Origin of the sequence: Ensifer aridi (genome assembly GCF_002078505.1) — a bacterium.
In the GTDB taxonomy this organism is placed as follows: Bacteria; Pseudomonadota; Alphaproteobacteria; order Rhizobiales; family Rhizobiaceae; genus Sinorhizobium; species Sinorhizobium aridi.
This window is the reverse complement of sequence record NZ_LUAV01000007.1, coordinates 106,820-133,114: the sequence shown is the minus strand read 5'-3', so window position 1 is coordinate 133,114 and position 26,295 is coordinate 106,820. Positions and strand designations below refer to the sequence as shown.

At 61.4% G+C, this 26,295-nt stretch carries 21 protein-coding genes; 1 reads left to right on the top strand and 20 read right to left on the bottom strand.

Annotated features, from left to right (window positions below; translation table 11 throughout):
- Window positions 1–280: 280 nt before the first annotated feature.
- The 7 genes from AYK65_RS07525 to AYK65_RS07495 all read right to left on the bottom strand — a co-directional run bounded on the left by AYK65_RS07525 (window position 281) and on the right by AYK65_RS07495 (window position 11,049).
- A complete protein-coding gene (locus tag AYK65_RS07525; RefSeq protein ID WP_081158117.1) occupies window positions 281–3,121 on the bottom strand; it encodes a valine--tRNA ligase in 2,841 nt (946 codons plus the stop codon).
- Window positions 3,122–3,387: 266 nt separating this feature from the next.
- Window positions 3,388–4,194 (bottom strand): PopZ family protein, encoded by an 807-nt coding sequence (locus AYK65_RS07520; RefSeq protein ID WP_046118230.1) that lies wholly within the window; start codon window positions 4,192–4,194, stop codon window positions 3,388–3,390.
- A 224-nt stretch (window positions 4,195–4,418) separates the two neighbouring features.
- Window positions 4,419–5,783 carry an outer membrane channel protein TolC gene (tolC, locus tag AYK65_RS07515; RefSeq protein WP_026614248.1) on the bottom strand — a complete coding sequence of 455 codons (1,365 nt, stop codon included), beginning with the start codon at window positions 5,781–5,783 and terminating at the stop codon, window positions 4,419–4,421.
- Between the two features lie 281 nt (window positions 5,784–6,064).
- Window positions 6,065–6,724 (bottom strand): protein-L-isoaspartate O-methyltransferase family protein, encoded by a 660-nt coding sequence (locus tag AYK65_RS07510; RefSeq protein ID WP_026614249.1) that lies wholly within the window; start codon window positions 6,722–6,724, stop codon window positions 6,065–6,067.
- 238 nt (window positions 6,725–6,962) lie between these two features.
- Complete coding sequence (gene exbD, locus AYK65_RS07505; protein WP_081158116.1) at window positions 6,963–7,388, bottom strand: TonB system transport protein ExbD; 426 nt, start codon at window positions 7,386–7,388, stop codon at window positions 6,963–6,965.
- Window positions 7,389–7,394: 6 nt separating this feature from the next.
- Entirely contained in the window at window positions 7,395–8,387 is a 993-nt protein-coding gene (gene exbB, locus AYK65_RS07500) for a tonB-system energizer ExbB (RefSeq protein WP_026614251.1), read from the bottom strand.
- 223 nt (window positions 8,388–8,610) lie between these two features.
- Window positions 8,611–11,049: a ComEC/Rec2 family competence protein gene (locus AYK65_RS07495; RefSeq protein ID WP_081158115.1), complete on the bottom strand. Its 2,439-nt coding sequence runs from the start codon at window positions 11,047–11,049 to the stop codon at window positions 8,611–8,613.
- 312 nt (window positions 11,050–11,361) lie between these two features.
- Between AYK65_RS07495 and gltA the strand changes: the two genes are divergently transcribed.
- Entirely contained in the window at window positions 11,362–12,651 is a 1,290-nt protein-coding gene (gene gltA, locus AYK65_RS07490; RefSeq protein ID WP_026614253.1) for a citrate synthase, read from the top strand.
- 24 nt (window positions 12,652–12,675) lie between these two features.
- On the opposite strand, the gene lpxB is transcribed toward gltA, so the two are convergent.
- From lpxB to rpsB, 13 genes are all read right to left on the bottom strand, one after another.
- On the bottom strand, window positions 12,676–13,857 hold the full coding sequence (gene lpxB / locus AYK65_RS07485) for a lipid-A-disaccharide synthase (RefSeq protein WP_046118234.1): 1,182 nt from the start codon (window positions 13,855–13,857) through the stop codon (window positions 12,676–12,678).
- Complete coding sequence (locus AYK65_RS07480; protein WP_026614255.1) at window positions 13,854–14,735, bottom strand: LpxI family protein; 882 nt, start codon at window positions 14,733–14,735, stop codon at window positions 13,854–13,856. Before AYK65_RS07480 ends, lpxB begins: the two co-directional genes overlap by 4 nt.
- Before the next feature lie 5 nt (window positions 14,736–14,740).
- Window positions 14,741–15,559 (bottom strand): acyl-ACP--UDP-N-acetylglucosamine O-acyltransferase, encoded by an 819-nt coding sequence (gene lpxA, locus AYK65_RS07475; protein ID WP_167549667.1) that lies wholly within the window; start codon window positions 15,557–15,559, stop codon window positions 14,741–14,743.
- Window positions 15,556–16,020: a 3-hydroxyacyl-ACP dehydratase FabZ gene (gene fabZ / locus AYK65_RS07470; RefSeq protein ID WP_026614257.1), complete on the bottom strand. Its 465-nt coding sequence runs from the start codon at window positions 16,018–16,020 to the stop codon at window positions 15,556–15,558. Before fabZ ends, lpxA begins: the two co-directional genes overlap by 4 nt.
- Window positions 16,013–17,077, bottom strand: coding sequence for a UDP-3-O-(3-hydroxymyristoyl)glucosamine N-acyltransferase (lpxD, locus tag AYK65_RS07465; protein WP_026614258.1), 1,065 nt, complete (start codon window positions 17,075–17,077; stop codon window positions 16,013–16,015). Before lpxD ends, fabZ begins: the two co-directional genes overlap by 8 nt.
- Before the next feature lie 43 nt (window positions 17,078–17,120).
- Window positions 17,121–19,454: an outer membrane protein assembly factor BamA gene (gene bamA / locus AYK65_RS07460; protein ID WP_046118236.1), complete on the bottom strand. Its 2,334-nt coding sequence runs from the start codon at window positions 19,452–19,454 to the stop codon at window positions 17,121–17,123.
- Between the two features lie 252 nt (window positions 19,455–19,706).
- Window positions 19,707–20,831, bottom strand: a complete 1,125-nt coding sequence (rseP, locus tag AYK65_RS07455; RefSeq protein WP_046118530.1) for an RIP metalloprotease RseP — start codon at window positions 20,829–20,831, stop codon at window positions 19,707–19,709.
- 233 nt (window positions 20,832–21,064) lie between these two features.
- Complete coding sequence (locus AYK65_RS07450; protein WP_026614261.1) at window positions 21,065–21,898, bottom strand: phosphatidate cytidylyltransferase; 834 nt, start codon at window positions 21,896–21,898, stop codon at window positions 21,065–21,067.
- On the bottom strand, window positions 21,898–22,641 hold the full coding sequence (locus tag AYK65_RS07445) for an isoprenyl transferase (protein WP_026614262.1): 744 nt from the start codon (window positions 22,639–22,641) through the stop codon (window positions 21,898–21,900). The genes AYK65_RS07450 and AYK65_RS07445 overlap by 1 nt, the downstream gene beginning before the upstream one ends.
- A 36-nt stretch (window positions 22,642–22,677) precedes the next feature.
- Window positions 22,678–23,238, bottom strand: coding sequence for a ribosome recycling factor (gene frr, locus AYK65_RS07440; RefSeq protein ID WP_026614263.1), 561 nt, complete (start codon window positions 23,236–23,238; stop codon window positions 22,678–22,680).
- Between the two features lie 54 nt (window positions 23,239–23,292).
- Entirely contained in the window at window positions 23,293–24,015 is a 723-nt protein-coding gene (pyrH, locus tag AYK65_RS07435; protein WP_026614264.1) for a UMP kinase, read from the bottom strand.
- Between the two features lie 190 nt (window positions 24,016–24,205).
- The gene (gene tsf / locus AYK65_RS07430; RefSeq protein ID WP_081158114.1) at window positions 24,206–25,129 is read right to left on the bottom strand and encodes a translation elongation factor Ts; all 924 of its coding nucleotides are present in this window, start codon (window positions 25,127–25,129) and stop codon (window positions 24,206–24,208) included.
- Between the two features lie 249 nt (window positions 25,130–25,378).
- A complete protein-coding gene (rpsB, locus tag AYK65_RS07425; RefSeq protein WP_026614266.1) occupies window positions 25,379–26,146 on the bottom strand; it encodes a 30S ribosomal protein S2 in 768 nt (255 codons plus the stop codon).
- Window positions 26,147–26,295: the final 149 nt, after the last annotated feature.

The window sequence follows — 26,295 nt, the reverse complement described above, 5'->3', positions numbered from 1 at the left end:
ATTCGACAAGACTTGGAAAGATATTCCTATTGTGCAGTAGAATTCCGCCATCATGAAGAAAAATATTCTGTAACTTCAACAAAGTGTGACGTCAGAACAACAACATCCCTTTTTGCCACCGAACCGCTGCCTGCGCCGTTGAAAAACCTCCCGGCAAAACCCATGCGTGTATTGTCGCGCCGGTCACTGCAAGGAGCGTCGACTCAAAAACTGTAAGAACAATAGAAAAATCCGCGGCATCTCTACCGCGGATTGCACCTCTTCGAGTGGTTGCAGTCGTTCAGCTTGCTTCCGATACGCGGCTGAGAGCGGTCCCAAGCGAGTCCCTCTGCAGATCGAGTTCGACGAGCCGCTCGCGCTCGGCCTCGACCAGTTCGGGCTTCGCATTCGCGACGAACTTTTCGTTGGCGAGCTTGCCAAGGATTCGCTCGCGCTCGACCTCCACCTTCGCAATCGCCTTTTCGAGGCGCGACTTCTCCGCCGCAAGATCGATCAGGTTGCCGAGCGGAAGGCAGGCCGTCGCCTCGCCGACGACGATCTGGGCGCTGCCGCGCGGCGCTGCCGCCGCGTGCTCGACGCTCTCCACCCTCGCCAGGCGCTTGATCGCCGAGACGTGCCGGTCGAGCCGCTCGCTCGTCAGGCCTTTCGCTCCGACGATCACCAGCGGCGCCATTGCCGCCGGCGGGACGTTCATCTCCGCACGAACCGAGCGGATACCCGAGACGAGATCGATCAACCAGTTGATCTCGTCCGCGGCCGCGTCGTCCGCGTAGAAGGCGGCCGGCCATTCCGTGTGGCAGAGGAGCAGCTCGCGCTCTCGGCCCGGACCGCCCGTCTTTTCCCAAAGTTCCTCGGTCATGAACGGCATGAACGGGTGGAGCAGCTTATAGATATCGTCCAGCACATAAGCGACACAGGCCTGCGATTCACGTTTGGCCGCCTCGTCCTCTCCGTTGAAGACCGGCTTCAACAGCTCGAGATACCAGTCACAGAACTGGTTCCATATGAATCGATAGAGGCTTCCAGCCGCTTCATTGAAGCGATAGCTCTCGATCGCCTCGGTCACGTCGCGAATGGTGCGCGACAGCTCCGTCAGGATCCAGCGGTTGATCGTCAGCGATGCGGCTTCGGGAATGAAGCCCTCGCTGCTCGTAGCACCGTTCATCTCGGCGAAGCGCGTGGCGTTCCAGAGCTTCGTGCCGAAATTGCGGTAGCCGGCGATGCGGGCCGGGTCGAGCTTAACGTCACGCCCTTGGGCCGCCATGATCGCGAGCGTGAAGCGCAATGCGTCGGCCCCATATTCGTCCATCAGCTCCAGCGGATCGATGACGTTGCCCTTGGACTTCGACATCTTCTGCCCGTTCTTGTCGCGAACGAGCGCGTGGACATAGACCGTGTGGAACGGCTCAACCGGCGTACCATCCGCGTCCTTCATGAAATGAAGGCCCATCATCATCATGCGGGCGACCCAGAAGAAGATGATGTCGAAGCCCGTAACCAGAACATCGGTCTGATAATACTTTTCGAGTTCCGGCGTCTCCTTCGGCCAGCCAAGCGTGGAGAACGGCCAGAGCGCCGAGGAGAACCAGGTGTCGAGAACATCCTCTTCGCGCGTCAGGATCTCGCCCGGCTTGAAGTTTTCGAGCAAGTCTTCGACGTAGGCCTTCATCGGCCCTTCATGCGCGAGATAGTGCTGGATGGCCGCATGCAGCGCCTCCTCCTCGGTTCTTTCGACGAAGATCTGGCCATCGGGTCCGTACCAGGCGGGGATCTGATGGCCCCACCAGAGCTGGCGCGAGATGCACCAGGGTTGGATGTTCTCCATCCATTCGAAGTAGGTCTTTTCCCAGCTCTTCGGGACGAATGTGGTCCGGCCTTCCCGGACGGATGCAATCGCAGGCTTCGCCAGCGTCTTGGCGTCGACGTACCATTGCTCCGTCAGGCGCGGCTCGATCGGCACGCCGCCGCGGTCGCCATGCGGAACCACATGTTTGTGCGGCTCGATGTGGTCGACGAGACCCGCGGCTTCAAGTATCTCGACGATCAGCCGGCGCGCTTCAAACCGGTCCTTGCCCTCCAACTGATCCCAGGCGCCGTGCAGCGCTGCGGGATGATCGAGTCCTTCAAGGAAATCGTCGTTGTTCTTGATCGTGATCCGGCCATCCACCGTCAGGACGTTTACCTGACGAAGCCCCCGGCGTTTGCCGACCTCGAAGTCGTTGAAGTCATGGGCGGGGGTCATCTTCACAGCACCGGTGCCGGTCGTCGGGTCGGGATATTCATCCGCGACGATCGGAATACGGCGGCCGACGATCGGCAGGATGACATGCTTGCCGACGATCCCTTTGTAGCGTGCATCATCCGGGTGTACCGCGACGCCGGTATCGCCGAGCATCGTTTCCGGACGCGTCGTGGCTACGACCAAATAATCGCGAGTCTCCCACTCGGTGGCATTGCCGTCCTCGTCGAAGGCAATGGGATGCTCATATGTGACACCCTCTTCGAGCGGATACCGCAGGTGCCAAAGATGGCCGTTGACTTCGACCTGCTCGACCTCGATATCCGAAATCGCCGTCTGCAGCTTCGGATCCCAGTTGACCAGGCGCTTGTCGCGATAGATCAGGCCTTCCTTGTAGAGGCTGACAAACACCTCGATGACGGCCTCGGAAAGGCCCTCATCCATCGTGAAGCGCTCGCGCGACCAGTCGCAGGAGGCGCCGAGCCGTTTCAACTGGTTGAAAATCTGGCCCCCGGACTCGGCCTTCCATTCCCAGACCTTTTCGATGAAGGATTCACGGCCCATCTGCCGACGATGCTGCTGGACTTCCATCAGCTTCCGTTCGACGACCATCTGCGTGGCGATGCCGGCATGGTCCATGCCCGGCTGCCAGAGCACATCCTTGCCGCGCATGCGCTCGAACCGCACCAGTACGTCCTGCAACGTGTTGTTGAGCGCATGGCCCATGTGCAGCGAGCCGGTAACATTCGGCGGCGGGATCACAATGCAGAAGGTCTCTGCGCCGGGTTTGGCGCCCGCGCCTGCACGAAACGCGTTTTCTTCGTCCCACTTCTTGGCGATGCGCGGGTCGACGGATGCGGAATCGTAGGTCTTATCAAGCATTCTTTGGCCGATTTTTTGGAGATTGATGTCAGCGTTTGTAAACCGGAAGGCCCTGCGCAAGTCAACACAAACGGGAAAAAAGCCGCGGCGGTTACGAAGCCGGCCTCATCTTAGCAGCGCCGGACGAAATGGGATCAGTTAATTCACGATCGCCACGGCCGACATCAGGGCACCGATCGCCGGGTCATGTCAATGGAGCGCAGACCTAACCCGGACCGTGCTCGAGTCGCCGACTCGAGCCGAAGGCGGCATAGCTGCGGGCGGCGTTAGCGCCGAGGTCCGCGTGCGACGCGTTCGATTTCCTCGCGCACCAGCCTTTCAACCAGCGTCGGCAGGTTGTCGTCCAACCATTCCTGCAACATCGGGCGCAGCATCGCCTCGGCAATCTCATCGAAGGAACGCTTCGGTCCGTTCTCGACCGCATGGGCCAGATCGTCGAAGGCGCGCGCCACTTGCCGGCTAACGGCCGGGGAGACAATCGCGCTAGCCAGGTCATCGACTTCCGGCGGCTCTTCCGCGGGCGCTGAATGCGAGGCGGTCGGCGGCTCGGCGGTGATCGGCGCCGGCGCGACATTGCGCAGCGGGACGCCGCTCATCGGACTCTCAGCTGCCACGGTCGTCGCCGCGCTTGTCGTAGCGGAAACGGCCGCAATTCGGGAGGTGACTGCCGGGCCAGTGGGGGACGAATCCGCCTGCTCCGTTTCCGGCTGCTCCCTCGAAAAGTGATTGACCGCGTGACGCTCAGAAGCCGCCCTCACCCTCGCCGCAACATCGGCGAGCGAAAGCGGTGACGGCGGCGAGGCCGGGGCATCCATGCGTGAACCGCCCGTCGTCGCGCCGCCTGGCGCGGCGGACGTCGAACTTGCCGCCGGCAGGGGCTCTTCCGAAGGGCCAAAAGCCGCAGCTTCGATTTCCGAATCGATCGTCAGTTCGATCTCATCTTCGGCTGCGTCCTCGAAGGTTTGGTGGAGGGACGATCCAGCCGGGCCAGGCTCGTTGTTCTCGATGATCTTGCGAATGGATGCCAGGATTTCATCCATCGAAGGTTCACGCGCGACGTTGAGCTGTGCCATTTCAATCCTCGTTTGCTGCGGACAAGCACGGGGTACCAAGCCTCCCATGTGCCGATTTCGAACAAACCTTAAGTGAGTTCGCCGACGAAACATACGTCGCGAATCAGCTCCGGAAATTCTTGCACAGATTTGTTTTTCGGGGCAGATGCCCTCGTGAGCCAACAAATGAACACCGCGCATCCTGCGGATACGCGGTTTTCATACTCGCAAAATTGTTCTTAAGTTCAACGCCCGTCGACGGTGCGCAAGCCGATCCACTTGTCCTTGACGGCTTCGTAATGCTCTTCCGAGCGGTATTCTGCCACCTGCAGGCCCTGGGTCTTTACGGTCAACCTGCCCATCGCCGCAAGCAAGGCATAGCTTGCCACGACGGAATCGCGCTGCGCTCCAGCCAACGACTCTTGCGCATCGAGAACGTCCTGCTGCGCGTCGAGCACGTCGAGGGTCGTACGTTGGCCGACCTTGCGCTCTTCAATGACGCCTTCGAGGGCGAGGTTGGCGGCAGCGATCTGCGACCTGCTGGCGGTGATTCGAGCGAGAGCGGACTCAAGTTGGGCATGCGCGGTAACAACGGTCTGCTGCACCGACGCGCGTGCCGAATCGACCAGGATGCGCTGCTGCCCCAGAACTTCTTTCGCCTGGCGGACCTGGCCGTATTCCGCACCACCCTGATAGATCGGCACTTCAAGCCGGGCGGTGATGCTCGCCGTAGTGTTGTCGGTACTGACATTGCCCGTGTTGCGCGTGACGGCTCCCTGGAGCACGACACCGGGCAACAGCGTCCCCTCCGCCGATTTCACCTGGAACCCAGCAGAATCGACGGCATATTGCGCCGCGAGAATCTGAGGATTCTCCCTTAGGCCTGTTGCCACCGCCTGATCGAGAGATCTCGGCATGCCCTTCGACGCCGGTCCCGGCTGCCTGATGGCCGTGGGTGCGGCGCCGACGATCTGCACATAGACCGCTTCGCTCTGCTTCAATTGCGCAACCGCCGCGACGAGCAGCGACTGGGCGTTGGCGAGTTCTGCTTCAGCCTGGCTCACGTCGGTGCGCGTGCCTTCGCCGACGTCGAGGCGTGCCTGTGCGGCGTTCAACTGCTCGCGGAGGAAGGCCAGGTTCTGACGGCGGATGGAGACGATCTGCTGATCACGGGCGATATTCGCATAGGACTGCGCGGCAGATAAGAGAATTTGTATCTCATTGGCCTTCAACGTTTCGCGGCTTGAAAACACATTCGACTCAGCCGCCCTGACGTTGTTCAGCGTCTGAAATCCGTCGAAGATTGTCTGCGTGATGGAAATGCCGATCTGTCCACTATGAAGATCGCGGGTCCCCGTCCGCTCGGCGTCGACACGTGAAAGTGTACCTGTCGCCGAAGCGGAAATCTGCGGCCGATATCCGGCCTTCGCGATCGGAACCCCTTCGTCCGTCGCGCGCAACCCGGCGCGTGCGGCGTTAAGATCCGGGTTATTTGCATAGGCCTTTGCCATTGCCCCGAAGATCGTCTCCGCCAGCACGGCATGCGGCGCGAGTAACACGCTGGCCGAGACAGCCGCCCACAAGGCTGCTTTGCGGACAATCGACACCATCTTCCCTCCAATCAGCCGGGCAGCCTTGCGGCCCCGTATTTTCAGCAAGTCGGCCCGATGGGCGACCCCCATGTAAACACTGCAGTGAGGCCCCGCGCCACCCGTTGGCGGGCAAATCACCACGTCATGCTCTTTTGAACCCCGGATTCGGTCTTACGACAACTGCGCACTGCGGCTCTACACGGGCATTTCAAAAAGAAACAGGTAACACGTTGCCGATTGGCAACATTGCAGTTTTCGCTTCAACGCTCATATACTGAGCTGCCTCAATAAGAGGCACCTCAAAACACAAAAGACTGCTCGCGGCGGAATCCGGGGAGCGGCTTCACGGCGGTATTGAAGTCCGCTCGCTCCGACGTCCTACCCGATTCGCGCACATAGAGTTTCGCACGTGATGCGTTACCAAACCCTTCAACGGCGACGAGACGTCCGCCATCGCGAAGCTGCTCGAACAGAGCCACAGGTATGATCTCGACGGCGCCGTTAATGAAAATCACGTCGTAGGGAGCTTCCGCCGCATATCCCTTCTCGAGATCGCCGGCCACCACTGCAACATTGTCGTAGCCCAGGCGAGTCAACGTTTCAGTAGCACTGGTGGCCAGCGTCCCGTCGCTCTCGAGCGCCACGACGGAGCCGGCGAGCAGCGACAGCAACGCCGACGCGTAGCCGGTGCCGCAACCGATCTCGAGGACGACATCCGACTTCGAAATCTCGGCAAGCTGCAGGAGTTTCGCCAATGGTGAGGGCTCCATCAGGTAACGCCGCTGAGGACCGCCGGCGAGCTCGATATCCGCATCGATATAGGCCAGCTCCCGCATCTTGGCGGGCACGAACTCCTCCCGCGGGACGGACAGGAAAGCAGACAGGACCGAGTGGGAAGTCACATCCGTCGTCCGGATCTGATTGTCCACCATCTTAATACGCGCCGCTTCGAAGTTCATGACACTGCCTCGTGGGATGGGCGCGGCGCCGCTGCATGGGATATCCGCGCGATCTTGCGTAAGGCTGCTGAGAGCCTGTTGCTTAAAGCTCATAATTCGCCGCACGGTCGGTTTCAAGCGACTGCGGTATTTGCACGCGCAAAAAGGAATCCGCCAGCTGGATGGGCTGGCGGTCGGAAGCGAAAAGTTTTGCGAAGATCACCCCATGCAGCCGAGGGGCCGCCGCCGAGCTGCAGCGTCACCGGCCGGGTGCGGCTTCGAGGCCGACCAGCGCGATCTTGCCATAGCCGGCATTCTTTATGAGGTTCATTACTGTCATCAGCTCGCCGTAGTCGACGAGCTTATCGGCGCGCAGGAGCACGCGGGTCTCCGTGTTGCCGTTCGTGATCCGCTTGAGTTCCGAAACGAAGGTCTCGCGGGCCGTCTCCTCATTGCCGACCGCGAGAGAGAGATCGGCGCTCAGCGTCACGAAGACTGGCTTGTCGTCCCGTGGCGTAGGTCTTGCGACCGATTGCGGCAAATCGACCTTCATATCGACCGTTGCGAGCGGCGCGGCCACCATGAAGATAATGAGCAGCACGAGCATGACGTCGATGAAGGGCGTGACGTTGATCTCGCTGTTTTCGTCGAGATCGCCGCTGCCTTCCGAAATTCTTCCCGCCATGGCAGCTCACCCGATCCTGGCTATCGAAGCATCGTTGCCGTGGGCGAAGCTGCCCTCCCGGCGTGGCTGCATCCGGCGGACCTGGCGGTGATCGAGTTCACGGCTCACCAGCCTTTCAACAGCCGCCGCGGCATCGGCCAGCACCAGCTTGTAGCCCCCCACCGAACGGGCGAAATAGTTGTAGATCACCACGGCCGGGATCGCTGCGACCAGACCGATTGCCGTTGCCAGCAGTGCCTCGGCGATACCCGGCGCGACGATCGCGAGGTTGGTCGTCTGAGCCTTGCTGATACCGATGAAGGAATTCATGATCCCCCAAACCGTACCGAAGAGGCCCACGAACGGGCCGACGGAACCGATCGATGCAAGAATTCCTGTACCTGCGCTCATGCGCTTTCCGGCACGAACCTCGATGCGGCCCAAGAGCGAAGAGACGCGTTCCTTGACGCCGGCTGCCGGCGCATGGTCCAGGACAGCCTCCGAGCGCGCCATTTCGTCGATTGCCGCGGCGACCATGTCGGCGGCTACGCCGGCCCGGCGTTCAAGTTTCTGCTCCAAGTCGGCCAGACCGTTTGCTCCAGTCAGGATCTCGACCGCGCGCTTGAGCCGCGATTTGGCGTGAGCGAGCTCCAGCGTCTTCACGAAGAAAATCGCCCAGGTGACGACAGAGGCCAGCGCCAGCGCCACCATTACCCCTTTGACGACGATGTCGGCCGCGAGAAACATGCCGACCGGCGAAAGGTCGTGCGGAAGGATCGGCCCGCCCCCCGCAGCCGTCAACTCGGTAGCCTCTGGCTGGGCAGGCGCCGCAGGCGCTGCATTGGACTGATCGGGACCGGGAGCGTTCGCCGTTCCGATCGGCGTGGCCGGCTGCTCGGCGACTGCGGCTGCGGGCTGTTGTGCCGTTTGCGCAAAGCCGGTCGCGGCCGGACCGCCGAGAAAAACAGCCAGCGTCGCCGCCAGCAACAGGTTCGACTTCGGCTCGATCCGTTTCGCCATCTCGTTCCTCATTCTTTCATGCCTTCGCCCGATGGTTCCGGGCCGCGCAGCGGATTCTCTTGATCTCGAGGCTTGGGTGGAGGCGAAGAATCGCTCTCGCATCCCGTGTTTATCGTGCCCTCGGGCACCGCCTTCCGGATGTTCTTTACGACAAATGAGGGCGGAATGACAAGTTTTGTGGAGTATATTAATCAAGAATAATGCGGGGTGCTGACAGCGCCTATCAGAGGTTCGGCTCCGGGGGCAGAAAGTCGCCGCTGCGCCAATCGTAGCGGCGATGACGCTGCCAGGGTCTTTCTGTCGAGGCGAACGACGTTTCGACGCGCATGCGTGGCTCTCCCGGCTGCTTTTGGTCGGCATAGATTTCGATCGCACCGGTCCGTCGCAAGGTCTGACCCGTTATAATCAGCGCCGCACTCGAGGGGCAGGCTGCGAGAGGGCGCCGTGTAGCCACAACAACGAGATCGGCGCCTTTGCAGAGGAAGGGAACGAGTTCCGGTGCTTCGACGACCGCCACGGTCCAGCCTTCGCGGCTTTGCCCGACGCAGACTTGGCTCTTTCGGCAGGTAAAGACGCCGGTCTTTGCCGCGCCAAGGAGAGCGACAATCTCTACTTCGTCGGGCTGTCGGACGAGCTTTGGCGCTCCAGTCCTTTCGGGGCCGATCGCCGGAACTTCGAGCGGCGCCGCGTGGTCCCGGGCGGCTAGCGCCCGCTGCCATTGCGAGAACACGAATTCTGGTGGCCGGCTCCGATTGGTCGCGATCGTGTCTCCGGCAATCAGGCCCACCAGTTGTCCGTCTTCCGATATCGCGATCGACGGGCGCTCCACATTCCGCTCCGGAGCGATCGCCGATCCGCCCAGGAGGATCAGCCCCGCCCCCGCGAGCGCCAACCGCGTTCTGAACACACAAAGCAGAACGCCTCCGAAGGCGACAAGAAAGAAACTGACGTTGCCGATGCGGCCCGTCATCCATTCGCCGTCAAGAGACGCCACGTATCGCGCTACTGAAAGCATCCAGTCGAGGGCCTGCCCCATCACCATCAGGGGATAGTGCTCAAGCCCAAAGGGCATCAGCAGCATCGCGAAAAGCGCGAATGGCATCACAAGAACGCTGATCAGCGGTGCCGCGGCGATATTGGCCGCCAGTCCGTAAGCGGGCAGCCTGTGGAAATGGGCGGCCGCATAGACGGCCGTTGCCAATCCGCCGATGACAGAGGTCGCCACAATGCCCGTGGCGAGACTCGACGCCGCTCCCCAACCTCCCCGCTTCGTGTTGGCCTCGCGGTCCTTTGCCCTGTGGTCGCGCCAGCGGGTATAGCCCGCAACAAGTGCCAGGGTGGCCGCAAAGGACATCTGAAATCCCGGTCCGGCAACGGCGGAAGGCTTCCAGGTTATGATGATGAGCGCAGCAAGCGCGACATTGCGCAGATTGATCGAGACGCGGTCAAAGAAGACAGCGACGAGCATGATCGAGATCATGATCCAGGACCTGAGCGCTGAAACCGCGCCACCGGAAATCAGGATGTAGAGAAAAACCATGAGCAGCGCGCCGGCGGCCGCGATCTTCTTGATCGGAAATCTCTCCGCCACGCCGGGGATGAAGCTCAAGAGCGTCCGCGCGCCGATCAGAAACGTGCCCGCTGCCAGCACCATGTTGAGTCCCGAGATCGCAAGGACGTGCGACAGACCGGCGGCGCGAAGCGCCTCCACGGTCTCGCGGCTGATAGCGCGCTCCTCACCGGTCACGAGCGCCGCCGCGATCGCTCCGGTGTCGCCGCCGATCACCGCCCGGATGCGGTTGCCGGCCGCCTCGCGCATCATCGTGAGAAAGGCGCTTATGCGCGCGGGCAGAGAGGATTGCTGCCGTTCGGCAACCATGCTTTCCGCCGGAACTCGCGGGGCGCCATAGAAGAAGCCGACGGCCCCGACTCCTTTGAAATAGGCGTCGAAGGCGAAATCATTGAGCCCCGGCAGCGCCGGCCCGGACGGCGGCGAGAGGCGGGCCTTGCCTTCCAGCGCCGCCCCCACCTGAGAGGGCTCGTGGCGGCTGCGCGCAAGCAGCGTCGCCCGCGCCGGAGGTCTGCGCAGCCGCGGTCCGGACGTTTCCTGAATCTCGACAAGATATCGCCAGCGCCCCTTGTCGTCTGGTTCCCGCGAGATCACTGTCCCACGAACATTGGTCGTCACAGGGCCGTCGAGAATGACGGTATCGAGCCGCGCCGTTTCGGCTGCGGCAAGCAGCATGCCAGCCGTAAAGAGCGCGGGTGCAAGAGCGAAGGGACGCCAGCGGCGGAAATCTCCCCGGCAGAGAAGTGCAGATATGCCGAAAACGCAAAGCAGCGCTGCAAGTTCGGCAATTCTGACGGTCCCCGGCAGCTCAAACCAAGCCAGAGCGCCGAGTGCAAGCAGGACCGGTATCAGCACGAAACCGTGGCCGAATTCCTGCTCCTCCGCCGCCGCGGCGCGCATGCTGCGTGAAATCGACGTCGCCGCCCGAGCGATCCGACGGCGGATGATCAGACAATATCGCACCGGCGGGCTTTGGAGATCGGCGCGTTGTACAGCCAAATCGGCGGTTGGAACCGGAGCGTCGGCGTCGAGCAAGCGCCATGCGCGGCGCTCCTCGTCGCCCGCTACCGCCTGTGCCTGGCCCTGCCCCATTCGTCGCTTCGCCCCCGCTGGCCAACCGGAGCAATCTGCAACCAAAGGAACGCCATTGCAACCGAAAGACTAGCTGCCTAAAAAAGCGGCACAACTAAATAGAATGGTACCGCATTATCAGCTTAACGATCATTGATCTTGCTGGACATCTTGCCGTAACATGCGATTGTTGCATCGCCATATGCTTATTTTCGCGTCGCACCAATTTGCCTTTCGTACTGCTTGGCAGTCGAAAATAAATCATATAGCAAATTCGCAACGCTCAAATTCGCGGCACACCACCTGCCACGATGGCACAATATGGAGGGTCCCATGTCAGAAAAAAGCGCGACAGTAGCAATCGGCGGCAAATCGGCGGACCTGCCAGTGCGATCGGGATCGATCGGTCCGGACGTCGTGGATATCGGTTCGCTCTACAAGCAGACGAAGATGTTCACCTACGATCCGGGCTTCACGTCGACGGCATCGTGCGAATCCAAGATCACCTATATCGATGGCGACGAGGGTGTGCTCCTCCATCGTGGCTATCCGATCGAACAGCTCGCCGAGCACGGTGACTTCCTCGAGGTCTGCTATCTGCTGCTTTACGGCGAACTGCCGACAAAGGCTCAGAAGGCCGACTTCGATTACCGCGTCACGCATCACACGATGATCCACGAGCAGATGTCGCGGTTCTTCACCGGCTTCCGTCGCGACGCCCATCCGATGGCCGTCATGTGCGGTTGCGTCGGGGCTCTCTCCGCCTTCTATCACGATTCGACCGACATCACCGATCCGCATCAGCGCATGGTTGCATCGCTGCGCATGATCGCCAAGATGCCGACGATCGCCGCGATGGCCTACAAATACCATATCGGCCAGCCCTTCGTTTATCCGAAGAACGATCTCGACTACGCCTCGAACTTCCTGCGCATGTGCTTCGCGGTGCCCTGTGAGGAATATGTCGTGAACCCGGTTCTGGCACGCGCCATGGACCGCATCTTCATCCTGCACGCCGACCACGAGCAGAATGCATCGACGTCGACCGTCCGCCTTGCCGGCTCCTCGGGTGCGAATCCCTTCGCCTGCATCGCCGCCGGCATCGCGTGCCTCTGGGGCCCGGCCCACGGCGGCGCCAATGAAGCGGCTCTCAACATGCTCGCCGAAATCGGCACGGTCGATCGCATTCCGGAATACATCGCGAAGGCAAAAGACAAGAACGACCCGTTCCGTCTCATGGGCTTCGGGCATCGGGTATACAAGAACTACGACCCGCGCGCGAAGATCATGCAGAAGACGACGCACGAGGTCCTCGCCGAACTCGGCCACAAGGACGACCCGCTGCTGGAAGTCGCCATGGAACTCGAACGCATTGCGCTGACGGACGAGTACTTCATCGAGAAGAAGCTCTATCCGAACATCGACTTCTATTCCGGCATCACGCTGAAGGCGCTGGGCTTCCCCACCACCATGTTTACCGTACTCTTTGCGCTCGCACGCACTGTCGGCTGGATCGCCCAGTGGAACGAAATGATCGAGGATCCGGAGCAGCGCATCGGCCGTCCGCGCCAACTTTATGTCGGCGCACCGCTGCGCGACTACGTACCGCTCTCCAAGCGCTGAGGCAGCTTTCCCAAAAAAGCCCGGTCAGGAATGGCCGGGCTTTCTTCTTTGAAGATATTCAAGGACGATTTCCGCCGCTTTCTCGCCGGGCGGACGGTCGGTCGCCATGCGCTGCTGTACGATGGCGAAACCGTCGAGCATCGCCCGCCGTTGCGCCGTGTCGCTCGAAAGGCGCTCGAACCACCGCGTCAGTACCGCCGGTCTGATCATCTTGTTGAAATATTCGGGCACGACCGGAAAATCGGCAATGAGGTTGGGAAGTGCTGCGGTCCATATCCGGATCCGCGCATGCAGCAGACTGACGAGCCAATCGGCATAGTAGGTCGAAACGACCGGAACACCGGCAAGCGCCAGTTCCAGAATGACGGTACCCGAAGCGGCGAGTGCAGCGTCGGCCTCCCCAAAGGCCTCCCACTTCTTGTCGGCGGCGATGGATATTTCGGGCTGCACCTTCCAGGACGCTGTCAGCGCCCTCACGCGGCTTTCCTGGCGCGGAACCGTCGGCAGGAGGAAGCGAATGTCCTTGTGCCGTTCGGCGAGTTCCTCGACGGTCCCGCGAAAGATCGGCAGCAAACGGGTCACTTCGCTCCCGCGCGATCCCGGCAGCAGCAGGCAGGTTTTGCCCTCACGCTGCTTCTGCGCCTGCTGCCTTTCGCGTTGCCGCTTCCGAACGGCCAACACGTTCTTGTCCGATGCGAGCCGGTGCCCGACATAGCTCGTCGGCGGGCCGCCGAGGCGGCGCATGACTTCCGGCTCGAAGGGCAGCACCGCCAGTACGTGATCGACATAGGCCCGCATCCGCGGTGCCCGTTCGGCCTTCCACGCCCAGACGCTGGGGCAGACATAGTTGATCACCGGCAATTCCGGTAACGCGGCGCGCACACGCCGCGCAACGCGATGGGTGAAATCGGGGCTATCGATGATCACCAAAGCATCGGGGCGCGCGGCAATGATCGCCTGAGAGGTCTGCCGGATGCGCAGTAGAAGCTTCGGCAAGTTCGCAAGAACCTGGGAGAAGCCCATGATCGACAGTTCGGAGTAGTCGAACAGGGATCGAAGGCCTTCGGCCTCGAGCGCTTCGCCGCCGACACCGACAAGCTCGACCCCATCAACACGGGCGCGGAGCGCACGCACGAGATCTGCGCCGAGCAAATCCCCGGAAACTTCGCCGGCAATGACCGCCAGCCTGTAGCCTCGATCAGTCATCCCTGTCCCCCGCGTCCGTCGCGCTCGACGCCGAGAATAAAGAGACCCTCTTTGTCCGCAGCCTCCGCGACGCGCGATCGCTCGAGAACGAGTGCACGCCCCGCTTCGACGGCGATACCGGCAAGACCGGCCGCGGCGGCGCCCGCAACCGTCGAAGGCCCGATTGACGGCAGATCCGCGCGCTCGTCCTGCTGCGGTTTGCAGAGCTTGACTAGAACGCCGCGGCGGCGGGCCGAAATCCGGCCGTCAACCTTCAGTGCCGCGACTCTCGCCAGCATGGCGTCGGTGCCTTCGGCGCCCTCCAGCGCAACCACCCGGCCGCCCACTGCAACGGCACCCTGACCGACATCGAGCGCTCCCAGCGCATTGGCAGCGGCAATTGCGGCCTCGATGTCGCGCCTGTCCTCCGCTGTCGGGGCATGCGCACCAATGGGACCGGTGTCGGCAAGAAGATTGGGCACGACCTCCTGCGCGCCGATGACGCGGGCACCGCTCGCTTCGATCAGCTCGATCACCATGCGCAGCACCGCGTCGTCTCCCCCGGACATCAAGGTGCGCAAGATACTCGGCACCTTGGCCAGCGTCTTCAATGTCGGACGGATATCGCGCCATTCCGGCCGTCGCCGGACCGCACCGGAGAGTACAACGCGGTCGACGCCCTTCGCCTGAAAGGTTCCGCTGATCGCAGCGAAGTCGCCGATCCCGAGAATCGAATGGTCAAAACCGGTCCAGTCGGCATCGGCCTCGCGCGACAGTGCAACGATGAACGGGTCTTCTCCCTGCCGGCGGGCCGCCTCGGCGACGTGGTGGGGAAGCGCGCCAGCGCCGGCAATGATTGCCAACCTGCCTTTCGACTGCGGCAGGTCGCGAGCGGCCACCACTGTCAACCCTTGCCGCCGCGGTTCGGCGAGGAGAGCGCGCGCTCGCTATCTGCGGCAATGAAATCGAGGATCTCGAGTGCCGGCGGGCAATCAAGATATTCATTGCGAACTGCGGCCGCATTTGCGCGAACCGACTCAGGCCCTTCGAAGATCTGCTTGTAGCACCGCCGGACCTTGTGAATCGTCTGGCGATCGATGCCCGCGCGCGTCATGCCAACGACGTTGAGGCCGCTCAGGACGCCTGGATTGCCGTTGAGCATGCCATAGGGAATGACATCGTAGCTCACTGCCGAAAGTCCGCCGATGAACGACTGACGGCCGACGCGGGTGAACTGATGAACCGCCGAACCTCCGCCGAGAATGGCGCGGTCCTCAACCGTGACATGGCCTGCGAGCATCACGTTGTTGGACAGGATGATGTTGTTTCCGAGGCGGCAATCATGCGCAACGTGCGAATAGGCGAGGAACAGGTTGTTGTTGCCGACGATGGTCGTTCCGCCGTGTTCCACCGTGCCCGTATTCATGGTCACGCCTTCGCGGATCGTGCAGTTCTCGCCGATCGTCAGCGTCGTGTTCAAGGCGCTGTGGTGAGCGCTCTGCGAATCGCCGCCGATGACGGCACCCGGGAAGATTTTCGTACGCTTGCCGACGGTCGTACGGCCGATGACGACGACGTGGCTCAAGAGCTCAACGTCATCTCCGAGAACGACTTTCGGCCCGATATGGCAAAACGGGCCGATCGTTACGTTCTCGCCGATCACTGCGCCGTCCTCGATGACCGACGACGGGTGGATCTTTGCACTTGATGCTATCATTCTCAGGCGTCTTCCTTGCTGACTATCATCGCGCCGATATCAGCTTCCGCGACGAGTTGCCCGTCAACTTTTGCGTCACAGTGAAATTTCCAGATATTGCCCCGCTGCTTGTGCTTGGTGACATGGAACTCGACCTGATCGCCCGGCACCACCGGCTTGCGGAAACGGGCATTGTCGATCGTCATGAAATAGACGAGATTGCTGCCGATCCCGGTCTTGCGGGCGCAGATTGCCCCTGCCGTCTGCGCCATGCCTTCGATCAGCAGAACGCCCGGCATGATCGGCTTTTCCGGGAAGTGCCCGGTAAAGTGCGGCTCGTTCGCCGTCACGTTCTTGATCCCGATCGCCGAATTGTCATCGTCGATCTCGATGATGCGGTCGACAAGAAGGAACGGGTAGCGATGGGGAAGAAGCTTCAGGATCTCCTGTATATCCGCCGTCCCGAGAACAGTTGCAGCCTCATTCATCCTTGCCACCCTTTTTCTTCTGCCTCTCGCTTGCCCGCAACGCCATCTCAGCCACGTCGCGCAGAAAGTCCCGCATCGGCCGCGCCGGAATTCCGCCGTAGCGCTCGCCTGCCGGGACATCACTCGCGACGCCGCTCATGGCCGCAATCTGCACTCCATCTCCGATGCTGATATGACCATTGACCCCGGTGCCGCCGCCAATCATCACGCCATCACCGATGCGCGCGCTGCCGGCGATGCCCACCTGACTGACGATACCGCAATAACGGCCGATGCGGACGTTGTGGCCAATCTGCACGAGATTATCGATCTTCGTGCCTTCGCCGATCACCGTGTCGTCCATGGTACCGCGATCGATGGTGGTGTTGGCGCCGATCTCGACGTGGTCCTGAATGATCACGCGTCCGACCTGAACGATCTTGATCATTCCACCTTTCGGACTCGGTGCATAACCGAATCCGTCCTGGCCGATCCGTGCGCCGGGATGAATGATGACGTTGTTGCCGATCAGCGCGCAAAGGATGCTCGCGCCGGCGGAAATCGTACAATCGCGGCCTATCCGTACGCCCGGTCCGATCACCGCCCCGGCTGCAATCCGCGTCCCGCTGCCGATCTCGGCGCCGGCGCCAATGACCGCCATCGGCTCGAGCTCGACGCCCGCTTCCAGCCGCGCCGTCGGATCGACGAAAGCTCCTGGCGCGACACCGTGCTCGCTCGTGTTGTATGACGGACGCAGCGCATTCTCATGCAGCAACGCGCCGGCGACCGCGAATGCCGTATGCGGCTTCGAAGTCAGGAGCACAGGGATGGTATCGGGGATGATCGAGGCAATCGCCTTGTCGCAGATAATCGCGGAGGCGTGACAGCTCTCCAGCTCGTCGCGGGTCTTGCGCGACAGCATGTAGCAGATGTCGCCCGGTTTTGCGCGATAAACCGGCGCGACCGCGCGAATGGCACGGTCGGCGGCGGTGGCGTCCATCAACTCCGCCCCAATCTGATTCGCCAGGTCGCCCAGGCGAATCCCAACATGGGGCGGAAAAAACCAATTCTGTTCCATGGACACTCCAGAACGATCTTCTGGCAGTTCTGGACTGCTCTTGTCAGAACGACGAGTTGATACCGAACTTGAAGTTCTGGACCTCGTCGAAGTCTTCCTTTGCGACCGGCACGGCGTAATCGACACGCAGCGGACCAAAGGGCGAAGCCCAGATCAGGCTGACGCCGACGGAGGCACGCAGCGACGCGTCTTCGCCACGGACGGATTCACCGGCTCCGGTCAACTTCACGTCGTTGCCATAGAGCGTACCTGCGTCCACAAACAACGCGCCGCGGAAGCCGCTGTCACGCGGAATCCCGGGCAACGGGAATGACGCCTCCGCAGACGCGGTGAAATAGGTGGTGCCGCCCAAGGCATCACCGTTGTTGACACGCGGGCCAATGCCGTTGCGCTCGAAGCCGCGGATGTCGTTGCTGCCGAGCTGGAATTGATCGAAGACTTCCATCGAACCGGACGTCTTGAACACGTGACCAGCGCTACCGGCGAGCGACGCAATGATGTCCGCCTCGTCGTTCAACGTGTAGTACCACTTGGCCTTACCGGTGATCTTGTAGAAATCCGACGTACCGCCAAGGCCCGCGAACTCCTGCGTGAACGAAGCGAGGATACCCTCGTGCGGTAGTTGGGCGTCGTCGAGCGTGTTGTACGTGATGGAGTGCGACACGGACGACCGCGTCCAGGGGCTATCGTCGATTACACGATCATAGGGCGACGAGAGCTCGTCCTTGTCGCCGAAATACTCCAGCTCCGTATAATTGTAACGCAGCGTGGTCGACAGATTCTCCGTGATCGGCGCCGTCACGCGCAGGCTGAAGCCCTGGTCGTTATAGCTATAGTTGTCGTCGTCGAAATCGGTTTCATTCTTGAACAGATCGAAGCCCGCAGCCAGGCGATAGCCGAGGAAGTACGGCTCGGTGAACGAAACGTTGTAGGTCTGACTGTCTTCGCCCCTGCCGGCGGCAAGGCGAATATACTGGCCACGACCCAGGAAGTTCTTTTCCTCGATCGAAGCTTCGACGAGGAAGCCGCCGCCGCTGCCCGCGGAGTAGCCGGCACCGATACCGAACGAACCCGTCGACTGATCCTGCACATCGACAATGATGATGACGCGGTCAGCCGCGCTGCCCGGAGCCGTCGTGATGTTGACGGACGAGAAGTAGCCCAAGGCCTCCAGCCGGCGCTTGGCGCGAGCGATCATCTCCTGATTGAAGGCATCGCCCTCGCCGACGTCGAATTCGCGGCGGATGACATAGTCGCGCGTACGGGTGTTACCCCGAATCTCGATGCGCTCGACATAGGCGCGCTCACCCTGATCGACGAGATAGTCGACGGCGATCGTATGATTGGTGAGATCGCGGTTGCCGCGCGGCGTAACGCGCGCAAAGGGATAGCCCTCCGACGCGACACGCTTCGAAATCTCGCTCATCGTGTCCTGAATGTCCTTGGCCTTGTAGACAGAACCCTCGCGGCTCTGGACCAGACTCTTCAGCTCTTCGGCGTTGATGCCCTCGACCGTCGATTCGACGTTGATCGGACCGAAGTCGTAACGCGGACCTTCCTCGACGGTGATCGTCACGGTGTATTCGTTGGTCGCTTCGTTGAGCGTCGCCTCAGACGAAATCACCTGGAAATCGGCGTAGCCGCGGTTGTAATAGAACTGCCGCAGCAAATCTTCGTCTGCCCGCAGCTTGTCCGGATTATAGACGTCCTTGCGCGTAAGGAACGAGAAAAGACCCGATTCCTTCGTCGCGATCACCGACTGCAGACGACCGTCGCTGTAGGCTTCGTTGCCGACGAAGTTGATCTCGGAAATCTTCGTGCGCTCGCCCTCGTTGACGACGAAGGCGACATTGACGCGACCCTCGGCAATCGGCACGACCTGCGTCGTCACCGTCACATCGCTGCGGCCGATAGCAGCGTAGGCGTCCCTGATGGCCTGAATGTCGTTCTCGACGGTGGCTTCGCTGTAGGGACCGAGCGGCTGCGTGCGTACGATGCCCTGAAGCTTGTCGTCCTTGATCTTGCGGTTGCCGTTGAAGACAACCTGATTCACGAGCTGGTTTTCACTGACGGAGACAACGAGCGTGCCGCCGGAAACGGTGATGCTGACGTCGGAGAAATAGCCGGTGCCATAAAGACGCTTCACCGAAGCGTCGATATCCGCATTGCTGAAGCTCTTGCCGGGGACGATCGTGATGTTGGCACGAACGGTTTCCGCGCTTACGCGCGTTGCACCACGCACTTCAACCCGATTGATGACCGCGGCTTGTGCGACCGACGTGCCGGCAACCAGCCCAACACCGGTACCCGTGGCAACCATGCTCGCTGAGAGCGCAAACGCCGACACCGCGTTCAAAAACCTTGAACCAGCTTTCATGTTTAAATCTTACCTTTTCCCAACGTCCCGCGGCAATTTCGTACCGACTCCGGTCACGGTTGCCGTTTTACCCGCTTTTCCCATACAAGCAAGCCAGCTCGTTAATTTCTGTTTACTTCAATTCGAACCGTGGCTTAACAGCCACTACGGCCTCGCATTAACGTAAACAAATCGTTGCGGAGCAAGCCGGCGGAATTCAATCCCTCACAAATTCCATGAAGATCATCACATCCAGTTCGAAGGCAGCCGACATCATCCAAAGAGCCAATTGATGTCGTTCCACGCCGCGAACGCCGTGAGCATGAGCACCATCGCAAAGCCGATGCGGAATGCGAGATCCTGCGCGGCGGGGCCGACCGGCTTACCGCGCAGCGCCTCGACCGCATAGAACATGAGATGGCCGCCATCAAGCACCGGAACGGGCATTAGGTTAAGCAATCCTATGGAAACCGAAAGGACGGCAGCGAAGTTCAGCACTTCCGCAATGCCAAGCTTTGCCATCTGACCGGACATCTGCGCGATGCGGATCGGCCCACCCACCTGGTCGGCGTTCATCCGCCCGACGACCAGGTTGGAAAGATAATCGAAAGTGCCCGTGACGATACGCCAGCTCTGCAGGGCGCCTTGCCCGACCGCCTCGAGCGGTCCGTAGGTCTCGATTCGGAAATTGCCGGCTTCCTGATTTGTGCCGATGCCGATCTTGCCCTCTTCCACCTTGTTGCCCAAGGGATCGACGGTCTGGGTGCGCTGCGGCACCATCGGCAGATCGAACGCGGCACCGTCGCGCTCGATCCGAACCGTAATCGGCAGTTCGGGGCGAACGCTCACATAGCGGCGCACGTCATCGAAGGTCGCGATCGGCCTTCCGTCGATTGACAACAGCCGGTCGCCCGGCAGTATGCCGGCCTTCTCCGCCGCGCTGTCGGGCGCCACGAAAGCGACGACAGGATCGGCGACCGCGCGACCATAGATGGAAAAGAGGACGGCAAAGATAGCGATCGCGAGAAGGAAATTCGCGATCGGGCCGGCGGCCACGGTCGCGGCCCGCTTCCACAACCTGGCGCCGAGGAACGTTCGGGCGCGTTCCTCCGGCGCGATCGTCTCCAGCCGCCGATAGTCAGGCGTGCTCGCCGCGTCCTCGTCGCCGAAGAACTTCACATAGCCGCCAAGCGGGATTACGCAGAATTTCCAGCGGGTACCATAGCGATCGGTCCAGCCAAAGAGCTCCGGTCCGAAACCGACGGAAAAGGCAAGGATACGGATGCCGGACCAGCGGCCGACAAGATAGTGCCCCATCTCATGAACGAAGACCAGCAAGGTCAACAGGAACAGAAAGGTGGGGATGGTGTACTGGAGATTGTCAAGCAGAAGGCTCATGGTCATTCCTAACGCGTCCGCCGCTACGCCCGCCCGTTCCTCGCAAGGCGCCGAGGCAGCCGCTACACTTTGAATTGCCGCATAATCTATCCTTATTTCGGCCCTGATATAAGGAACTATGCGGTGGCCTTAAAGCGGGATGAAAAGGTGCACGCGCTTTCCGCCCGTATTTGCTCCAGCTTATCGGAAATCGATCACGATGGCTTGATCGATTCGACGTAAGTCACCGTCGCCTAGAGGCCCAACAGAACCGAACCGAAGGCAACTTCCCGCCCGCCTGAAAGCAGGGTCTGGCCCAACACCAGTGCCAGGGCCGCAATGCAAGCGAATATCAATCCATCGACCCGGTCCATGACCCCGCCGTGCCCGGGAATCAGGTGACTCGAATCCTTCACGCCGAAACGGCGCTTGACGAAGGATTCAAATAGATCCCCCACCTGGCTCGCGATCGACAACACCAGCGCGATGACGGGGATGCGCAGATCCTCGATGGAAAAGTGGACCATAAAGACGGCTACTCCGGCAAGAACGCCGCAGATCGTTCCTCCGATCGCTCCCGACCAGGTCTTGCCCGGTGAGATCGCCGGCGCCAGCTTAGGGCCGCCAATCGCTCTGCCGGTGAAATAGGCGAAGATATCCGTCGCCCATACGACGGCGAAGACGAACAGCATCGCAATCAGGCCGAGATAGTCCGCACCGCGGATTGCCGCGAGGGATATGCCGGTCAGCCCGGCATAGACGATGCCGCCCGGTAGCCACCAACTTCTTGCCCTGATCAGCACCCATAGCGCCGCAGCGGCCGCGCAGACGGCAAGCGCCGGCAGGCTGACGTGCATATAGTCCAAGAGCACGAGCCCGGCGATCACGGCCTGCGACAGCCATCCGAGGGCGTTGCCCTGGAAATCCCGCTCGGGGAGCCTCGTGATCGTCGACCACTCGTAATACACGAGTAAACCTATTGCGACGGACAGGAGCTTGAAGGAAAAACCGCCTGCCCAGGTCGCACCGAGAGCGATCGCCGCCAGGACCACTCCGGACGCGACGCGAAGTTTGAGTTCAGTTTGCATCAGGAGCCGACCGCCAGTGTCGGTTGCGGCAGGCCGCCAAAGCGGCGCTCGCGGGAGGAGTATTTTTCGATTGCCGCGAGAAATGTCTCGCGTGTGAAATCCGGCCAGAGCTCGGGAATGAACAGCAACTCGGAGTACGCTCCTTGCCAGAGCAGAAAATTGGAGAGGCGCTCCTCGCCGCTTGTCCTGAGAATGAGGTCGGGATCGGGAATACCCGCCGTATCGAGAGTCGCCGCGATACGCTCCACGTTGATCTCGCCTGGACGAAGTTGGCCGGCGGCCACTTCCTCCGCCAAGCGGCGCATCGCCCTCGCCAGCTCATCCCGCGCACCATAGTTGAACGCGATCACCAGGGTGATCCCCGTATTCGCGCTCGTCATCTCCTCGGCTTCGATCAGCAGAGGGAGAATGTCGCCGTTAAGGTTGGTTCGGTCACCTATGACGCGGATCCGAACATTCTCGCGATGCAGATCCACGAGATCCCTTCGTATGAACGCCTTGAGCAAACCCATGAGGTCGCTGACCTCGTCCTGCGGCCTGCTCCAGTTCTCCGACGAAAAGGCGAAAAGCGTGAGATAGCGAATGCCGAGCTCGGCGGCCGTTCTGACCGCGCCGCGCACCGCCTCGACGCCTTTCCGATGTCCCATCGTGCGGGGCAGTCCACGCGCATTCGCCCAGCGACCGTTGCCGTCCATGATGATGGCGACATGCCTCGGTACGTTTGTCGGAATGAATTCTTGCATGGGCCGCCCGAAAAATGAGACTCAACTACGCGTTGGTCAGACCTGCATGATTTCCTTTTCCTTCTCCGCGAGCAAGCGGTCGATTTCGGAAATCACCTCGTCGGTCATCTTTTGTACGCGCTCGGACTGAGCGCGGCTCTCGTCCTGGCCGATCTCGCCGTCCTTTTCGGCTTTTTTCAGGTCGTCCATGCCGTCACGGCGGACATGGCGGACCGCGACCTTGCTCTTTTCGGCATAGTCGTGCGCGACCTTGGCCAGTGACTTGCGGCGCTCCTCGTTCAGCTCCGGCAGCGGAATGCGCAGGTTCTGTCCATCGACGATCGGATTAAGGCCGAGATTGGCCTCCCGGATCGCCCGGTCCACGGCGCCGACCATGGACTTGTCCCACACCGACACCGAAAGCATCCGCGGTTCCGGAACCGTGACGTTGGCAACCTGGTTCAGCGGCATGCGCGAACCGTAGGCTTCGACGGTCACCGGATCGAGAACGTTCGCCGACGCGCGGCCGGTCCGAAGCGATGCGATGTCGTGCTTGAATGCAGCGACCGCTCCATCCATGCGGCGCTTCAGTTCCTTCAGATCCACACCTTCACTCATGGTTCAAGACTCCCGTTCTTATTTCGACGGCGCTTGCGGGCCGTCAGCAGCTTGTCAATTATCAGCCACGATGGTGGCACGGCCGCCACCCGTCAATATCTCCGCGAAGCCGCCCTTCTCATGGATCGAGAAGACGACGATCGGAATAGCATTTTCCCGCGCAAGCGCCACCGCGGCAACGTCCATCACGGCCAAGCCCTTCTCGAGCACTTCGCTGTGCGTCAGGCGATCGAACCTCACGGCCGACGGATCCTTTTTTGGATCGGCGGAATAGATCCCGTCGACCTGCGTTCCCTTGAAGATTGCCTCGGCCCCGATCTCGGCGGCGCGAAGCGCAGCTGCGGAGTCCGTCGTGAAAAAGGGATTGCCGGTGCCCCCCGCAAAGATCACAACGCGGCCGAGCGAGAGGTGATAGAGCGTCGCGCGCTGCGAAAAACTCTCGCAGATCTCCGGCATGGCGATCGCCGAGAGAACCACCGTGTCGATATCGAGTTTTCGAAGCGACGTCGCCAGCGCAAGTGCATTGATGACCGTTGCCAGCATTCCCATGTGGTCGCCGGTGACCCGGTCGCCTCCCTTCGAGGCGACCGCAACGCCTCGAAAAATGTTGCCGCCGCCGACGACGACACCGACCTCGACGCCCATGGCCCGCGCTTCCGCAATATCCGAGGCGATCCGGTCGGCGACCGCGACATCGATGCCGAAGCCCTGGCTTCCCATCAACGCTTCGCCGGAGGCCTTCAGAAGAACGCGCTTGTAGATTGGCTTGGCCGACATCATCACTCCTGAGCAGATCGGCGCGCATGTGCGCAATTCGGCACATGGCGGCTAACGGGTAAATCCGGCTGCGTGGTATCAACCGCTCCGGCAGGTCCGGCGGGTCCGACGCATCGACGAATGCCGGATACACGAAGGGCACCGCGTTGTCACGCGATGCCCCCAGGTTTTCCCAATCGGGGTGAAGAAATCAACCCTTTGCCGCTGCAGCCACTTCTGCCGCGAAGTCGGTCTCTTCCTTCTCGATGCCTTCGCCGAGCAGGAGGCGAGCCATGCCAGTGACTTCGATCGGTGCGCCGGCGAGCTTCTCGGCGTCCTTGACGGCCTGGCCGACAGTGATGTCCGGGTTCATGACGAAGGCCTGCGAGAGCAGCGCGACTTCTTCGAAGAACTTGCGCATGCGGCCTTCGACCATCTTTTCAATGATGTTGTCCGGCTTGCCCGAAGCGCGCGACTGTTCGATGAAGACGTTGCGCTCGCGCTCGGCGACGGCGGCGTCGACTTCCTCGGCACGGATCGCCAGCGGATTGGTGGCGGCGATGTGCATGGCGACCTGACGGCCGATCGTGTTCAGCGCTTCCTTGTCGCCCGTGGACTTCAGCGCGACGAGCACGCCAAGCTTGCCGATGCCTTCGCCGGCAGCGTTATGGACATAGGTGGCGACAACGCCGTCTTCGACCTGAAGCAGTGCGGCGCGGCGCAGCGTCATGTTCTCGCCGATCGTGGCAATGGCGTCCTTGATCGAATCTTCGACGGACTTGCCGGTTGCCGGATAGGTCGCCTTGGCAACACCGTCGACCGTGCCGTCGGTGCCCAGCGCGACATTGGCAACGCCGCGGACGATGTCCTGGAACGCTTCGTTGCGGGCAACGAAATCGGTTTCGGAGTTGATTTCGACGACGACAGCCTTGGTGCCGGCGCTGGCGATGCCGATGAGGCCCTCGGCAGCCGTACGGCCGGACTTCTTGTCCGCCTTTGCGATACCCTTGGCGCGCAGCCAGTCGATCGCGGCCTCCATGTCGCCATTGGTTTCAGCAAGCGCCTTCTTGCAATCCATCATGCCTGCGCCGGTCTTTTCGCGCAGATCCTTCACCATTGCGGCAGTAACAGTCATCTTCGTGCCTCTTGTCAGTTTGGCTGGCGCGCCGACCGCGAGTGGCGCAGTGCCAGAAGGTTTGGCAGGAAATGGCCTTTCTCTGTGACATCATTATGAAGCGATCATAGCGATGTTTGCGGGCCTGCCCGCGGCCGGCCGCGCCATTTCCGGCTGATAAAGAACAAGGCCGTTCAGATTCTCCATCACAAACGGCCTCGTCCCGACATTTCATGCGTACGGCAGCGCTCCGTCTGCCGTGCGGCCCGATCAGGCCTCGGACGATTCCTCGAGGGCCGGCTCGACCGGAACCTCTTCGGATGCGCCGAGATCGCGGCCAGCGGCGCCCTGCTGACGGGCAATGCCGTCAATAGCGGCGCGAGCGACGAGATCGCAGTAAAGAGCGATGGCGCGCGAAGCGTCGTCGTTGCCGGGAATCGGGTAGTCGATGAGATCCGGATCGCAGTTGGAGTCGATGACGGCAACGACCGGAATGCCAAGGCGCTTGGCTTCTTCGATCGCGATCGATTCCTTGTTGGTGTCGATGATGAACATCAGGTCCGGCGTGCCGCCCATGTCGCGAATGCCACCAAGCGCACGGTTCAGCTTTTCGCGCTCGCGCTCGAGGTTCAGGCGTTCCTTCTTCGTGAAGCCAGAAGCTTCCGAAGCGAGGATATCGTCAAGCTTGCGCAGACGCTGGATCGAGTTGGAAATCGTCTTCCAGTTGGTCATCATGCCGCCGAGCCAGCGGGCGTTGACGTAGTACTGGGCAGAGCGCTTCGCCGCGTCGGCAATGATTTCCGAAGCCTGGCGCTTGGTGCCGACGAAGAGCACGCGGCCGCCGCTGGCAACGGTGTCGCTGACGACCTGGAGGGCGCGCGACAGCATCGGCACGGTCTGAGCGAGGTCGATGATGTGAACGTTGTTACGGTCGCCGAAGATGTACGGCTTCATCTTCGGGTTCCAGCGATGCGTCTGGTGGCCGAAGTGGACGCCGGCTTCGAGAAGCTGGCGCATGGTGAAATCAGGCAATGCCATGCCTTTGTCTCCTTTTCCGGTTGAACCTCCGCAAGGCGTCGAGCGCACCGCGATGCGCCCACCGGCGGAACAGTCCGGATTTCTCCCGGAACATCCCATGCCTTACGTGTGGAATGGGCAGCCCATTAACGGCAACCGCCCGATAAATC

What these genes read in the sequence shown, in the direction of transcription:
- tolC (WP_026614248.1), bottom strand. Translation starts at nt 5,783, where the DNA reads ATGGTGTCGATTGTCCGCAAAGCAGCCTTGTGGGCGGCTGTCTCGGCC.
- AYK65_RS07445 (WP_026614262.1), bottom strand. Translation starts at nt 22,641, where the DNA reads ATGCAAGAATTCATTCCGACAAACGTACCGAGGCATGTCGCCATCATC.
- bamA (WP_046118236.1), bottom strand. Translation starts at nt 19,454, where the DNA reads ATGAAAGCTGGTTCAAGGTTTTTGAACGCGGTGTCGGCGTTTGCGCTC.
- AYK65_RS07525 (WP_081158117.1), bottom strand. Translation starts at nt 3,121, where the DNA reads ATGCTTGATAAGACCTACGATTCCGCATCCGTCGACCCGCGCATCGCC.
- AYK65_RS07495 (WP_081158115.1), bottom strand. Translation starts at nt 11,049, where the DNA reads ATGGGGCAGGGCCAGGCACAGGCGGTAGCGGGCGACGAGGAGCGCCGC.
- frr (WP_026614263.1), bottom strand. Translation starts at nt 23,238, where the DNA reads ATGAGTGAAGGTGTGGATCTGAAGGAACTGAAGCGCCGCATGGATGGA.
- gltA (WP_026614253.1), top strand. Translation starts at nt 11,362, where the DNA reads ATGTCAGAAAAAAGCGCGACAGTAGCAATCGGCGGCAAATCGGCGGAC.
- AYK65_RS07510 (WP_026614249.1), bottom strand. Translation starts at nt 6,724, where the DNA reads ATGAACTTCGAAGCGGCGCGTATTAAGATGGTGGACAATCAGATCCGG.
- exbB (WP_026614251.1), bottom strand. Translation starts at nt 8,387, where the DNA reads ATGGCGAAACGGATCGAGCCGAAGTCGAACCTGTTGCTGGCGGCGACG.
- rseP (WP_046118530.1), bottom strand. Translation starts at nt 20,831, where the DNA reads ATGAGCCTTCTGCTTGACAATCTCCAGTACACCATCCCCACCTTTCTG.
- AYK65_RS07520 (WP_046118230.1), bottom strand. Translation starts at nt 4,194, where the DNA reads ATGGCACAGCTCAACGTCGCGCGTGAACCTTCGATGGATGAAATCCTG.
- lpxD (WP_026614258.1), bottom strand. Translation starts at nt 17,077, where the DNA reads ATGGAACAGAATTGGTTTTTTCCGCCCCATGTTGGGATTCGCCTGGGC.
- fabZ (WP_026614257.1), bottom strand. Translation starts at nt 16,020, where the DNA reads ATGAATGAGGCTGCAACTGTTCTCGGGACGGCGGATATACAGGAGATC.
- tsf (WP_081158114.1), bottom strand. Translation starts at nt 25,129, where the DNA reads ATGACTGTTACTGCCGCAATGGTGAAGGATCTGCGCGAAAAGACCGGC.
- pyrH (WP_026614264.1), bottom strand. Translation starts at nt 24,015, where the DNA reads ATGTCGGCCAAGCCAATCTACAAGCGCGTTCTTCTGAAGGCCTCCGGC.
- AYK65_RS07450 (WP_026614261.1), bottom strand. Translation starts at nt 21,898, where the DNA reads ATGCAAACTGAACTCAAACTTCGCGTCGCGTCCGGAGTGGTCCTGGCG.
- rpsB (WP_026614266.1), bottom strand. Translation starts at nt 26,146, where the DNA reads ATGGCATTGCCTGATTTCACCATGCGCCAGCTTCTCGAAGCCGGCGTC.
- exbD (WP_081158116.1), bottom strand. Translation starts at nt 7,388, where the DNA reads ATGGCGGGAAGAATTTCGGAAGGCAGCGGCGATCTCGACGAAAACAGC.
- lpxB (WP_046118234.1), bottom strand. Translation starts at nt 13,857, where the DNA reads ATGACTGATCGAGGCTACAGGCTGGCGGTCATTGCCGGCGAAGTTTCC.